Source organism: Mycobacterium sp. MFM001 (assembly GCF_003402475.1).
Lineage (GTDB): Bacteria > Actinomycetota > Actinomycetes > Mycobacteriales > Mycobacteriaceae > Mycobacterium.
Window position 1 is genome coordinate 47,234 of the sequence record NZ_BFAB01000008.1, and the last position, 12,671, is coordinate 59,904.

13 protein-coding genes are annotated in these 12,671 nt (G+C 68.8%); 8 read left to right on the forward strand and 5 right to left on the reverse strand.

The genetic code is table 11. The features are described 5' to 3' along the window. Positions 1 to 61: 61 nt before the first annotated feature. The 3 genes from MFM001_RS15435 to MFM001_RS15445 are packed head-to-tail and all read right to left on the reverse strand — an operon-like array spanning position 62 to position 2,396. A complete protein-coding gene (locus MFM001_RS15435; protein WP_116376165.1) occupies positions 62 to 1,123 on the reverse strand; it encodes a quinone-dependent dihydroorotate dehydrogenase in 1,062 nt (353 codons plus the stop codon). Positions 1,124 to 1,125: 2 nt separating this feature from the next. Continuing rightward, entirely contained in the window at positions 1,126 to 1,383 is a 258-nt protein-coding gene (locus tag MFM001_RS15440; RefSeq protein ID WP_116376166.1) for a DUF5703 family protein, read from the reverse strand. Next, positions 1,380 to 2,396, reverse strand: a complete 1,017-nt coding sequence (locus MFM001_RS15445; RefSeq protein ID WP_116376167.1) for a YncE family protein — start codon at positions 2,394 to 2,396, stop codon at positions 1,380 to 1,382. Before MFM001_RS15445 ends, MFM001_RS15440 begins: the two co-directional genes overlap by 4 nt. A gap of 121 nt (positions 2,397 to 2,517) precedes the next feature. Between MFM001_RS15445 and MFM001_RS15450 the strand changes: the two genes are divergently transcribed. From MFM001_RS15450 to mshC, 8 genes are all read left to right on the forward strand, one after another. Then, on the forward strand, positions 2,518 to 2,829 hold the full coding sequence (locus MFM001_RS15450; RefSeq protein ID WP_116376168.1) for a hypothetical protein: 312 nt from the start codon (positions 2,518 to 2,520) through the stop codon (positions 2,827 to 2,829). Positions 2,830 to 2,879: 50 nt separating this feature from the next. Then, entirely contained in the window at positions 2,880 to 3,710 is an 831-nt protein-coding gene (locus MFM001_RS15455) for an undecaprenyl-diphosphate phosphatase (protein WP_116376169.1), read from the forward strand. Beyond that, entirely contained in the window at positions 3,707 to 4,399 is a 693-nt protein-coding gene (locus MFM001_RS15460) for a histidine phosphatase family protein (RefSeq protein WP_116376170.1), read from the forward strand. The genes MFM001_RS15455 and MFM001_RS15460 overlap by 4 nt, the downstream gene beginning before the upstream one ends. Positions 4,400 to 4,457: 58 nt before the next feature. Further along, positions 4,458 to 5,045: a DUF3090 domain-containing protein gene (locus MFM001_RS15465; protein ID WP_116376287.1), complete on the forward strand. Its 588-nt coding sequence runs from the start codon at positions 4,458 to 4,460 to the stop codon at positions 5,043 to 5,045. After that, positions 5,029 to 5,844: an SCO1664 family protein gene (locus tag MFM001_RS15470; RefSeq protein WP_116376171.1), complete on the forward strand. Its 816-nt coding sequence runs from the start codon at positions 5,029 to 5,031 to the stop codon at positions 5,842 to 5,844. The genes MFM001_RS15465 and MFM001_RS15470 overlap by 17 nt, the downstream gene beginning before the upstream one ends. A 158-nt stretch (positions 5,845 to 6,002) precedes the next feature. Next, entirely contained in the window at positions 6,003 to 7,376 is a 1,374-nt protein-coding gene (locus MFM001_RS15475) for a 13E12 repeat family protein (protein WP_116376172.1), read from the forward strand. Further along, positions 7,363 to 8,181 (forward strand): 3'(2'),5'-bisphosphate nucleotidase CysQ, encoded by an 819-nt coding sequence (locus MFM001_RS15480; RefSeq protein WP_116376288.1) that lies wholly within the window; start codon positions 7,363 to 7,365, stop codon positions 8,179 to 8,181. The genes MFM001_RS15475 and MFM001_RS15480 overlap by 14 nt, the downstream gene beginning before the upstream one ends. 42 nt (positions 8,182 to 8,223) lie before the next feature. Continuing rightward, a complete protein-coding gene (mshC, locus tag MFM001_RS15485) occupies positions 8,224 to 9,462 on the forward strand; it encodes a cysteine--1-D-myo-inosityl 2-amino-2-deoxy-alpha-D-glucopyranoside ligase (protein WP_116376173.1) in 1,239 nt (412 codons plus the stop codon). 18 nt (positions 9,463 to 9,480) lie between these two features. On the opposite strand, the gene MFM001_RS15490 is transcribed toward mshC, so the two are convergent. Continuing rightward, the gene (locus MFM001_RS15490; RefSeq protein ID WP_116376174.1) at positions 9,481 to 10,785 is read right to left on the reverse strand and encodes an acyltransferase; all 1,305 of its coding nucleotides are present in this window, start codon (positions 10,783 to 10,785) and stop codon (positions 9,481 to 9,483) included. Between the two features lie 46 nt (positions 10,786 to 10,831). Beyond that, positions 10,832 to 12,631, reverse strand: a complete 1,800-nt coding sequence (locus MFM001_RS15495; RefSeq protein ID WP_116376175.1) for a DUF2339 domain-containing protein — start codon at positions 12,629 to 12,631, stop codon at positions 10,832 to 10,834. Positions 12,632 to 12,671: the final 40 nt, after the last annotated feature.

The following is a 12,671-nucleotide window of genomic DNA, read 5'->3' on the forward strand; positions in this document are numbered from 1 at the left end:
CTTAGTGCACGCGTTCGGGCCGCAAACGTGACACAACTCCACACTCGGCGGTGCTCTCGCGCTAGCGAGTGGCCGAGCCCACCGCGTCGCTCAGCGATGTGAACCCGCCGTCGTGCAGCCGGTGGGCGATGCCGTCGTGAATGTGCTTGGCCCACAAGCCCCCGCCGTAGATGAAGCCGGTGTAGCCCTGCAGAAGCGAAGCGCCCGCGGTGATGCGCTCCCATGCGTCGTCGGCGGTCTCGATGCCGCCGACACTGATCAGCACTAACCGGTCACCGACCCTGGCGTAGAGCCGACGCAGTATCTCGACTGCGCGGCGCGCCAGCGGCGGCCCGGAGATGCCGCCGGGGCCGAGCTGGTCGACGTCAAGCGTCAATAGGCCGTCGCGCGAGACCGTGGTGTTAGTGGCGACGATGCCGGCCAGGCCCAATTCGACTGCCAGGTCGGCGATTTCGTCGACATCGGCGTCGGCCAGATCCGGCGCGATCTTGACCAGCACCGGCGTGGACGTCTCCTCCAGCACAGCCGACAGGATGGGACGCAGCGTTTCGACCGCCTGCAGGTCACGCAGCCCCGGCGTGTTCGGCGAGCTCACGTTGACCACCAGATACGACGCCAGCGGGCCGACCAGCCGGGCGCTGACCCGGTAGTCGTCGGCGGCCTGCTCGGGCGGAACGGCCTTGGTCTTGCCGATGTTGACCCCGATCGGCACGTCGGGGCGGTGGCGTGCCAGCCGGGTCGCCAGCTCGGCCGCACCCCGATTGTTGAAGCCCATCCGGTTGAGCAGAGCCCGGTCGGCTGGCAGCCGGAACATTCGGGGAGCCGGGTTGCCCGGCTGCGGCTGAGCGGTGACGGTGCCCACCTCGGCGTAGCCGAATCCCAGCGCCCCCCACGTCTTGAGCCCGACACCGTCCTTGTCGAAGCCGGCGGCCAGTCCGAGCGGGCCGAGGAAGTGCACGCCGAACACCGTGCTGGCCAGTATCGGGTCGGCCGGAGCCAGCAGCCGGTGCAGCGGCCGGCGCAGCGGCGCGCCGGCGGTGACGCCGCGCAGACCCGCGAACACCAGCGTGTGGATGCGCTCGGGCGGCACCAGGAACAGCGCCCGGCGAAGCGCGCCGTACACCGTCAAAGTGCCGGCTGGTCGGGGCGACCGCCCTGTTCGATACGAGCCTTCTTGCGGCGCAACAAGACTCGTCGGCTACCGTCGGTGTAAAGCCGAACCCGGGTCAGTTCCCAGCCGCGGTACTCCGCTTCGATGGACAGCCGGGTGGAGGCGCTGAGCCGGGTGACGTCCGGCGGCAGGCGCAGCGGCGCCCACTCGTATTCGTCGGACATCTCGGCGTCCCAGCCTGCCGGCAACCGGTTGCGGCGCGGCGCGCTCAACGCGGACCCGCCGCGTGCTCGATGACCTGAACTCCCGCACCCACCACATACAGCGTGCCCGATGCGTCGTCGAACGCCAGCGTGTTGGGTTGCCGCACGGTTGGGTAACGTACCTTTTCGACGGGGATTCCGGTGGACAGATCGTAACCAATCACCAAATTCGCCGCGGTTTGCGACACCCAGGCCAGCCCGCGCGACCCGGCCAGACCGTACGGTAACTGCTTGACCGGGTAGGCCTGACGCAGAATCAGCGGATCGACGCCGTACACCAGCAATTGGCCGCCGCGGGTGTCGGTCACCAGCACCCGGCCCAGCGGGTCGGCGGCCAGCGTGGTGGCGCCCTGTCCGGCGCGCAACGACTGCCCGACGGCGCCGTCGGGGTCGATCGTGGTGACCGACGTCTGGCCGCGATCCAAGACGACCACCGTATTACCTTGTGCCACAATCGAATCGACGCGGCCAACGATCTTGGACCGATTGGCTACCGCTGACTCGGAGGACAGCGTGTAGACCGAGCCGTCCGCGGCGCCCAACACCAGCTTGTGGTCGGCGCGGCGGGCGATCGCGGTGAAGTCAACGTCGCTGACGTCGACCCGCGAGACCCGTCCGGCGGACAGGTCGACGACGAAGTAGCCGCCGCGAGTGGACAGATAGGCGCTGCCCGCGCCGTCGCCGGTCAATGCGCTCGCCGGGCCGGGCAACGCGATGACGCGCGGCGGTGCCTGCCCGGCGCCCAGCACGGTGACGGTGGCAGGCGACCCGGGCGAGCCGGGCGTCAGCAACACCAGCGAAGCGGTGCGGTCGTCGAAGATCGCCGCTTGGGCGTGGCCGTCCAGTTCGCGCACGGTGCCAGCCGGAACCGCCGTCGCCGGCGGGGACTCGGCGGGCTGCGCGGGCTCGATCGTCGGAGGTGCGGCTTCCAGTGCCTTCGGCGAGCAACCGAGGACCAGCCCCACCGAAACCAGCAGGCCGGCGACGCGTCGGTGAACTGCGGGTTTACAAAAACTGGGCAAGGGGTAACTCTCGAGGTATGCGACGGGTAGTCGGATTCGACTCCGATATTAGGGAAGATCGCCGGGCGGGACGCGGCGCCGTCGCCGATGCCACGGGCCGCTGGGAAGGTATGGTCGCCGCATGACCGTCGCCGAAGACCGTCAGTACGCCGACTCGGATTTCGTCATCGAGGACATGTGGACCGGGGTCTTCCCGGCCAAGGCGTTCGCAAGTGGATTCGGACACGTCGGTGATGGCCGCAGTTTCGCCTTCCGTGTCGAGCGGCGCTGGCTGCTGGTCGAGGTCTACCGGCCGCGCCTGTCCGGACCGGTCCCGCAGCCCGAGGACGTGATCGCCAAGTGCAGGCGAAGCGTGGTGGACATCGACGTCACCGACGAGCGCAGCCTTTCCGCCGCGGTGCGTGACGCCGTGGCTGTCGCCGAGCCCGTCTAGTCCCGCCGGAGGCACCGGGTACGGTCGTCGTCGTGTCTGCGACGGCGGCGATGTCTTGGTGGCAGGTCATCGTTTTGGCCGTCGTGCAGGGATTGACCGAGTTTCTTCCGGTGTCCTCGTCCGGCCACCTGGCGATCGTCTCGCGGCTCATGTTCGACTGCGACGCCGGCGCCTCGTTCACCGCTGTCACCCAGTTGGGCACCGAGCTCGCCGTACTGGTGTACTTCGCCCGCGACATCGTGCGCATCGTGAAAGCCTGGTTCAACGGCTTAGTGGTCAAAGCGCACCGCGACGCCGATTACCGGCTGGGCTGGTACGTGATCATCGGCACCATCCCGATCTGCGTGCTGGGGCTGGTGTTCACCGACGAGATCCGTTCGGGCGTACGCAATCTGTGGGTGGTGGCGACGGCGCTGCTGGTGTTCTCGGCGGTGATCGCGGCGGCCGAGCACTTCGGGCGACAGACCCGCCACATCGACCAGCTCACTTGGCGCGACGCCGTCGTCGTGGGTTTTGCGCAGACGCTGGCGCTGGTTCCCGGCGTCTCGCGGTCCGGGGCGACGATCAGCGCCGGGCTGTTTCTCGGCCTCGAGCGCGAGCTGGCCGCCCGGTTCGGCTTTCTGCTGGCCATCCCGGCGGTATTCGCGTCGGGGCTGTTTTCGCTGCCCGACGCCTTCCATCCGGTGAAGGAAGGAATGAGCGCCACCGGCCCGCAATTGTTGGTGGCCACGATCATCGCGTTCGTTGTCGGCTTGTCCGCGGTGGCGTGGTTTCTGCGTTTTCTGGTGCGCCACAACATGTACTGGTTCGTCGGCTACCGGATAATCGCCGGGGTGACCGTGCTGATCTTGCTGGCAACCGGGGTGGTGGCGGCGGTATGACGGTCATCTTGTTGCGGCACGGGCGATCCACCTCGAACACCGCACACGTGCTGGCCGGCCGTTCCGAGGGCGTCGACCTCGACGACAAGGGCCGCGAGCAGGCCGCCGGCCTGATCGACCGGCTCGCCGAACTGCCGATCCGGGCAGTGGTGTGCTCGCCGCTGTTGCGCTGTCGGCGCACGGTCGAGCCGCTGGCTGAGGCGCTGGGTCTGCAGCCCGTCGTCGAGGAACGACTTTCCGAGGTCGACTACGGCGACTGGACCGGCAGCAAGATCGCCGACCTGGCCAAAGAGCCGCTGTGGGCGGTGGTGCAGGCGCACCCCAGCGCCGCGGTGTTCCCAGGCGGCGAGGGTCTGGCGCAGGTGCAAACGCGTGCGGTTGCCGCGGTCCGCGAGCACGACCGGCGGCTTGCCGACGAGCACGGCGGCGACGCACTGTGGTTGGCCTGCACCCACGGCGACGTGATCAAGGCCGTCGTCGCCGACGCACTCGGTTTGCATCTGGACGGTTTTCAGCGCGTCACCGCCGACCCGGCGTCCATGAGTGTGATCCGCTACACGCAACTACGCCCGTTCGTGATGCACGTCAACCACACCGGCCCGCGACTGACGTCCGCCCTGACGGCGCCCCCGTCACCGGACGGCGAGGCGCCGCCGAGCGACGCGGTGGTCGGCGGTTCCACCGACTGAACCGGTGGTGCTGAGCCATTACGACGCAGCGGCAACTGCCGGTATTTTGGGAGATGCCATGGCCCGCGCAATTCACGTATTCCGCACACCCGACCGCTTCGTCGCCGGGACCGTCGGCCAGCCCGGCAACCGGACGTTTTACTTGCAGGCGGTCGGCGACTCGCGCGTGGTGTCGGTGGTGCTGGAAAAGCAGCAAGTCGCGGTGCTCGCCGAACGTATCGACGCGCTGCTGCTCGAGGTCAACCGTCGCTTCGGCACGCCGGTGCCGCCGGAGACCACCGAGGTCGAAGACCTCAGCCCGTTGATCACACCGGTCGACGCGGAATTCCGGGTCGGCACCATGGGGTTGGGGTGGGATTCCGAGGCACAGACCGTGGTGGTGGAGCTGCTGGCCGTCACCGACACCGAGTTCGACGCGTCGGTCGTGCTCGACGACACCGACGAGGGTCCCGACGCCGTGCGGGTGTTCCTGACGCCGGAGTCCGCGCGGCAGTTCGCAACTCGCACCAACCTCGTCATCTCCGCGGGCCGTCCGCCCTGCCCGCTGTGCGACGAACCGCTGGACCCGGACGGACACATCTGCGCGCGCACCAACGGCTACCGGCGTAGCGCGTTGCTCGGGTCTGACGATGACGTCGAGGGCTGACGATCGTGAGGTGTTGCGGCGCGGCGAGCTGACCGTCCTCGGACGCATCCGCTCGGCGAGCAACGCCACGTTTCTGTGCGAAGCGACGCTGGGGGAGCGCAGCGTGCACTGCGTCTACAAGCCGGTCGCTGGCGAGCAGCCGCTGTGGGATTTCCCCGACGGCACGCTGGCCGGCCGCGAGCTCGGCGCCTACCTGGTTTCGGCGCAGCTGGGCTGGAACATCGTGCCGTACACCATCATTCGTTACGGACCGGCCGGTCCGGGGATGCTGCAGCGCTGGGTCGACCAGCCCGGCGACGCACCGGGTTCAGAACCGGGGCCGGGACCGGATCTGGTCGACCTTGTTCCGGCCGACAAGTTGCCGCCCGGCTATTTGCCGGTGTTGCGGGCATATGACTATGCCGGCGACGAAGTCACGCTGGTCCACGCCGACGACATCCGGCTGTGGCGGATGGCGGTGTTCGACATCCTGGTCAACAACGCCGACCGCAAGGGCGGCCACGTCCTACGCGGCGTCGACGGCGACGTCTACGGCGTCGACCACGGCGTGTGTCTGCATGTGCAGGACAAACTGCGCACGGTGCTGTGGGGCTGGGCCGGCAAACCCGTCGACGACGACACGTTGGACGCGGTGGCCCGCCTAGTCGACGCCCTCAACGGGTCGCTGTGCGACGAGCTGGCCGAACACATCACCGCCGCCGAGATCGCGGCCCTGCGGCTGCGGTCCCGGGCGCTGTTGGACAACCCGGTCATGCCCAGCCCGGATAGGCATCGTCCCATTCCCTGGCCGGCGTTCTAGCGGCGATCGTCGTTTGCCAGACGTCGCCTGCCGGATCTGTAAACGACCGATAGTGATTGGTTTCGTGGTCCCTTTCGCCACTGTAATCACTTGTGTCACTGTGGTTTTGTGTGTGAATGGTGGTGGCGGTTGTCCGGTGGGCGTGATAACATTCGAATATGTGTTCGAGTAGCCGTGAGGAGATCGTCGAGGTCTTCGACGCGCTGCAGGCTGCCATGAAACGCGCCCTGGATCTGTCCTTCGAGGTGCTGACCACCCCGGAGTCGTTGGCCATGTTGGAGTGCTGCGAAACCCTGCGCCGCCAGCTGCCCGCCGTCGAACACCCGCTGATCAACCAGCTCGCCGAGCAGGCCAGCGACACCGAGCTGGGCGGCACGCTGCGCTTTGCGCTGGCCGAACGGCTGCGCATCACCCCCGCCGAAGCCTCCCGGCGCATCCACGATGCTGAAGAGCTCGGGGAGCGCCGGGCCATGACTGGCGAACCGTTAGAGCCGGTGTTGCCCGCGACCGCGGCTGCTCAGCGTGCCGGACAGATCGGTGTGGGTCATGTGGCGGTGATCCGCAGCTTCATGCACCGGCTGCCCGGCTTTGTTGATGTCGAGACCCGCGAGCACGCCGAGGCGCATCTGGCCGAGCTCGCCGGGCAGCATCGCCCCGACGATTTGGCCAAGCTGGCCGCCCGGCTCACCGATTGTCTGAACCCCGACGGTGATTTCACCGACGACGAGCGGGCCCGCCGGCGCGGGCTGATGTTGGGCAAGCAAGGCCCCGATCAGATGTCACAGCTCAGCGGCTGGGTGACTCCGGAGCTGCGCGCCACCCTCGAAGCGGTGTGGGCCAAGCTGGCCGCCCCGGGCATGTGCAACCCCGAGGACCCCGCCCCAGTGCTCGACGGCACACCGTGCGAACAGACAGTGAAGCGTGACTCGCGCAGCACCGGGCAGCGCAACCACGACGCCCTGCTAGCCGGACTACGGGGACTGCTGGCCTCCGGAGAGCTGGGTCAGCACAACGGGTTACCGGCCAGCATCATCGTGACCGCCAACCTGGGCGATCTGGAAGCCGGCACCGGACACGGACTCACCGGCGGCGGATCATTGCTACCGATGAGCGATGTGATCCGGCTGGGCTCGCACGCGCACCACTACCTGGCGATCTTCGACAAAGGCCAAGCGCTAGCGCTGTACCACACCAAGCGCCTCGCGTCGCCTGCGCAAAGGATTGTGTTGTACGCCAAGGATCACGGGTGCACGTTCCCTAACTGTCCGGTGCCGGGCTATTACTGCGAAGCCCACCACTGCACCCCCTACGCGAAATGCCGCACCACCGACATCAACGACCTCACCCTGGGCTGCGGCGGACATCACCCGCTGGCCGAAGAAGGCTGGACCACCCGCAAAAACGCACACGGCGACACCGAATGGATCCCACCACCACACCTCGACCACGGCCAACCCCGCGTCAACCAATACCACCACCCCGAAAAACTCCTCCGCGACGGCGACGAGGAGGAAGAAGATGGTGATCCGTAAGGCTCCGCGAGATCAGCCGTCGACCATACTGGACCGGGTGACCCCGAAGTTGACCGACGCGGCGCTTGCCGCCGACCTAGCCGTCGACGCCGGGCGGCTGCTGCTGGCGGTGCGCGACGAGGTCGGCTTCGACTATCCGTGGCGGCTCGGCGACGCCGGCGACATGTATGCCAACACGCTGCTGCTGCGGCGGCTGCGCGCCGAACGGCCGGATGACGCGGTGCTGTCCGAAGAGGCCTACGACGATCTGGCCCGGTTGCAGTCCGACCGCGTGTGGATCGTCGACCCGGTCGACGGCACCCGGGAGTTCTCCACGCCCGGCCGCGACGACTGGGCCGTGCACGTGGCGTTGTGGCGGCGCGACGGCGGTCCGCACGGGGCCATCACCGACGCGGCGGTCGCGCTGCCCGCGATGGGGGAGCTCTACCGCAGCGACACCGTCCACGCCCACACTTCGGCACATTCCGGGCCGATCCGGATCACCGCCAGCTCCACCCGGCCGCCCGCGGTGTTGTACCGGCTGGTCGAGCGGCTCGACGTCGAGGTGGTGCCGATCGGTTCGGCCGGGGCCAAAGCGATGTCGGTGGTGCGCGGCGACGTCGACGCCTACATCCACGCGGGCGGGCAGTGGGAGTGGGACTCGGCCGCACCGGCAGGTGTGGTGCTGGCGGCGGGCTTGCACGCGTCGCGCCTCGACGGCTCCGAGCTGATCTACAACCGGCCCGACCCGTATCTGCCCGACTTCCTGATGTGCCGCCCGGAGCTCGCCGACGTGCTGCTGGCGGCGATCGCAAGCGCGGCGTAGCCGGGGAGTTGGCCGGCTGAGCCGACGCTTAAAGTCGACGGTATGCAGTCCTGGCCTTCGGTACCGCCGCCGGCGCTGCCGGGACGCGGTCCTGAGCTACGGCTGTACGACACCTCCGACCGCCAAATACGACCGGTGGCGGCGGGGCACACCGCCAGCATGTACGTCTGCGGCATCACCCCGTATGACGCCACGCATCTCGGGCATGCCGCCACCTATCTGACGTTCGACCTGATTCACCGGCTGTGGCTGGACCTCGGCCACGACGTGCATTACGTCCAAAACGTCACCGACGTCGACGACCCGCTGTTCGAGCGCGCCGACCGCGACGGGGTCGACTGGCGTGACCTCGCGGACCGCGAGGTCACGCTGTTTCGCGACGACATGGCGGCGCTGCGGGTGCTGCCGCCGCGCGAATACGTCGCGGCGACCGAAGCCGTCGACGAGGTCATCGAACTCGTCGAAAAGATGCTGGCGTCCGGGGCGGCCTACATCGTCGACGGCGGCGACTATCCCGACGTGTACTTCCGCGCTGACGCCACACTGCAATTCGGCTACGAGTCCGGCTATGACCGCGACACCATGCTCGCCTTGTTCGCCGAGCGCGGCGGCGACCCGGACCGCCCTGGCAAGACCGATCCGCTCGACGCGCTGATGTGGCGGGCTGCGCGGCCGGGGGAGCCCAGCTGGGAGTCGCCGTTCGGGCCGGGCCGGCCGGGTTGGCACGTGGAATGCGCCGCGATCGCTCTCAGCCGCATCGGCACCGGCCTGGACATCCAGGGCGGCGGCACCGACCTAATCTTCCCGCATCACGAGTTCACCGCGGCGCACGCCGAATGTGTCAGTGGCGAGCGGCGTTTCGCCCGCCACTACGTGCACGCCGGCATGATCGGCTGGGACGACCACAAGATGTCCAAGAGCCGCGGCAACCTGGTGCTGGTGTCGGCGTTGCGCGCGCAGGGCGTCGAGCCGTCGGCGATCCGGCTGGGCCTTTTGGCCGGGCACTACCGCACCGACCGCTACTGGAGCACCGAGCTGCTCGACGAGGCCGCCGCGCGGCTGCACCGGTGGCGCAGCGCGACCGCGTTGCCCGCCGGCCCGGACGCCGCCGACACCATCGCCCGGGTTCGCCGCTATCTGGCCGACGACCTGGACACCCCGAAAGCCCTTGCCGCCGTTGACGGTTGGGTCACCGACGCGCTCGACTACGGCGGCCACGACGCCGCCGCGCCGCAGGCGGTGGCGACCGCGGTGGACGCCTTGCTCGGCGTGCAGCTTTAGCGCTCGCCGTGGCTGGCGTCAGAGCTTGATGTGGGGTCGCGTCGAACCGAGGGCCCGGGCGGCGATGAGCGCGGTCACGGTGGTGGCTTGGAAGTGCAGGCCGACATCTTTGAGGCCCCAGTGGATCGACACCAACGTCGCGGCCCCGGCTACGCACAGCAGCGTACCGATCACCAGGCCGCGCCCGGCCGTCTTGACGGGCGCGGCGCGGTCCCACCCGGGCAGCGGGTTGTTTTCCAAGGGTCGCAGCGCGATGAACAGAGTGGCGACGGCGGCGGCCATCAGCAGCAGCTGCGCGACGGTGACCACGGCGAAATGGGGCTGGCCGGGGTAGCGGGGCAGGCCGAGCTCGTCGAAGAGCAGATGGATGCCCAGCAGTGCGGGGATATGCCACAGGTACAGCGTCATGGCTCCGGAGTTGCCGAGCGCTGTGCACCACCACACGCGTGGCCGCTGCGCCCACCGGCTGATCGCCGGGGCGACGGCGATCGCCACCAGACTCAGGACGATGGCATGGCCGGCCATCAGCAACGACGGCGGGCTGGTGTTGGACAGGTGATGGTCGCCGGTGCCGACCATGCTCAGCTGATAGGGCCCCCACCACACCAGCGCGAGGTTCACCACGAACATCGCGGCGGCGATGGTGAGCGCGGTGCGGCCGGTGAGCAATCCGCGACGGTAGGCGACGCCGAACATGGCCGGGATCAACCAGACCGCGAGGTTCAGATAGCCGAGCGAGGTTGCGGCAGGCCAATGCAACCGGACGATGTCGATGACGGCGATGGCCCCGTAGACGGCGGTCACAGCGGCGGCCACGCGGGCGGTGGTGGTGATGCGGTACAGCGCTGGCATGGCGGCGAGCACTAACACGTAGGCACCCAGGAACCACAGCGCCTGGGTGCTGACACCGGCGATCGGGTCATAGACGTGTGGGGGCAGAACAAGGTGCAGGGCGGTCAGTGCGATCGCCCAGAATCCGAGGTAGTAGAACACCGGCCGGAACAGTCGCGTGCACCGTGTCATCAGCCAGTTGCCCCAGTTCGTGCCGGGCTGCCAGGACGTCAGGCATGCGGCGGCGCCGGCGAAGAAGAACAGCGGCATGATCTGGAAGACCCATGTCAAGGCTTGGAATACAACGGATTTGGTGAGCAGGTTGTCCCAGATGAGCACGCCGCCGCGGATCGTGCTGATCGCCATGACGGTGTGGCCGGCAACTACTGCGATCAGCGAGGTGATGCGGATGACGTCTAGTGCGCGGTCGCGCCCGGCCGGGGTCGCGGCCGCCAGCTCGTCGGGTGTGGGAAGTCCAGTCAAAGTTGTCATGGTGTGTTCAGATCCCTTTCGGTGAAGCGGTTTTCGCGGTGGTGAGTCAGTGTTGAAGACTGCGGTCGCGCTGGGCCAGGGAGCGGGCGTAACCGGTGCCCATGGCGAGCAGCACCAGGCCCACGACGATGAAGGCGGTCACCCGGAAGATGCCGTCGAGAGTGCCCAGATCGAACAGGAACAGCTTGGCCGTGGCTGCTGCGGTCAGCGCCAGAGCGCCGATCACCGCAATAGCCCGCTTCTGGTTCGACACTCGGCGCGCGTAGCCGAAAAGCGTGGCGGCCATGGCGATCCAGCAGATCGTGGCCGCCATGTGCCCGGCCAGGAACCCGTCGCTGGTGCCGCCGATCAGGACGCCGGCGGTCACGGTGAACATGGTGACGGCGTAGACGAGTTGCGCTGCGCCGGCGATGGCCAGCAGCCGGGTGAGGTCGGGATCGCGTGCGTCGATCAGGGTGTGCACCGGCGCCATGGCCGCCACATAGGCGATGGCCAGCAGGCTGGTGACCAGCGTGGCGATCGCGACCGAGGTCGGCACCGCGGTGCCCGTCAACAGGTTGCCCGGAGGGGCGTAGTGCAGGTATGCGGCCAGGCCGAAAAAGCCGAATCCTGCTGCCACCCAACGGGCGATCGCGTCGCGCCGGCCTGCGACCGCGACAACGATGGCCATCGCCAGCAGCACCGGCGCTTCGAGGTAGCCGTTGAACGCGGTGGTGACTGCGATGAGCGCCGACGCTGCGGACAGCACTGACCAGACCTGCACGACGATGCGGGGCAGTTCGCGGCCCAGCACGACGAGCGCGAGCAGGCCCGCGGCGAGGCTGGCGGTCAACAGCGTGGCCAGCACTCGGTCGACGGCCACGTCGCAGGCCAGCACCGGCACGGTTCCCACCGCCGCCAAAACAGCCAGCGCGGTCGTGTTGGTGATGGTGGACGCGAGCGCGAGCCCGGACACGATGGCCAGCAGCGCGGCCAAGCCGCAGGCCACGCCCACCAGCCACGGGTCGTCGGCGCCGATCGTGGCAAGGGCGATCAGCGCAGGCACGGTGGGGGCGGCGATGCGCGCGGCGTACATCCAGATCCAGTCCTTGCCCCACTGCACCGCCAGGGCCGCCACCGACAGGGCGAGCATGAAACCGATGACCATGAGATCGACGCCGTGCGTGATGGCGGGCGCCAGGCCGATCAACGGGACGACTACCAGCAATCCGAGATGTTCGGAGTCCCACCGCCGCGCCAAAGCCAGGCCGGCACCGCCCACGGCGGCGGCGATCGCCAGCCCGGCCGCGGCCGGCACCCAGCGGTAGATCGTGGTCACGGCGATGACGTCGAGGTAGCCGGTGGCAATACCGGTGGCGGCCAGCGCGATCGCGCCGACGCGCCCACCCGGCCGGCCGGCCAGCCGGGCCCCGACCGCAACGAGGGCGACGGCCAGCGCTGCGCCGCCGGCCACCCGGATCTGCGGGCGCAGCAGGCCGGCTTTGGCGGCCAAAACCAGCAGCAGCACGACGCCGACCAACGTGACGGCCACCCCGGCGACGGCCAGGATCTTGCCGATCACGCCCGAATCCGGCAGCTGCCACTCCCGCCGCTCCCGCGGCCTGCGGGTGCGCGGCGGCAGCCAGCCCGGCGGCGGTGGTGGTTCGCTGCGCTGCGCCTGCGCCGGCCGGGCAGCGTGCGACGGCGATGTGGGTCCGGGTTGCGCCGGGACGGGCCACGTCGCCGCCGCCCACGACGCGAAGTAGCGGTCGAGTTCGGCCAGGCCCGTCGAGACTCGTGACATCTGCCGCGAGATCGACTCGAAATCAGCAGACAATCGGGTGATAACGACATGCGGATCGGTCATAGCTGCCACGATCGCGGGCAACCGATCGAAATGGATGAGT

What these genes read in the sequence shown, in the direction of transcription:
- MFM001_RS15480 (WP_116376288.1), top strand. Translation starts at nt 7,363, where the DNA reads ATGGTGATCCGTAAGGCTCCGCGAGATCAGCCGTCGACCATACTGGAC.
- MFM001_RS15450 (WP_116376168.1), top strand. Translation starts at nt 2,518, where the DNA reads ATGACCGTCGCCGAAGACCGTCAGTACGCCGACTCGGATTTCGTCATC.
- MFM001_RS15495 (WP_116376175.1), bottom strand. Translation starts at nt 12,631, where the DNA reads ATGACCGATCCGCATGTCGTTATCACCCGATTGTCTGCTGATTTCGAG.
- MFM001_RS15460 (WP_116376170.1), top strand. Translation starts at nt 3,707, where the DNA reads ATGACGGTCATCTTGTTGCGGCACGGGCGATCCACCTCGAACACCGCA.
- mshC (WP_116376173.1), top strand. Translation starts at nt 8,224, where the DNA reads ATGCAGTCCTGGCCTTCGGTACCGCCGCCGGCGCTGCCGGGACGCGGT.
- MFM001_RS15465 (WP_116376287.1), top strand. Translation starts at nt 4,458, where the DNA reads ATGGCCCGCGCAATTCACGTATTCCGCACACCCGACCGCTTCGTCGCC.
- MFM001_RS15490 (WP_116376174.1), bottom strand. Translation starts at nt 10,785, where the DNA reads ATGACAACTTTGACTGGACTTCCCACACCCGACGAGCTGGCGGCCGCG.
- MFM001_RS15470 (WP_116376171.1), top strand. Translation starts at nt 5,029, where the DNA reads ATGACGTCGAGGGCTGACGATCGTGAGGTGTTGCGGCGCGGCGAGCTG.
- MFM001_RS15475 (WP_116376172.1), top strand. Translation starts at nt 6,003, where the DNA reads ATGTGTTCGAGTAGCCGTGAGGAGATCGTCGAGGTCTTCGACGCGCTG.
- MFM001_RS15455 (WP_116376169.1), top strand. Translation starts at nt 2,880, where the DNA reads ATGTCTTGGTGGCAGGTCATCGTTTTGGCCGTCGTGCAGGGATTGACC.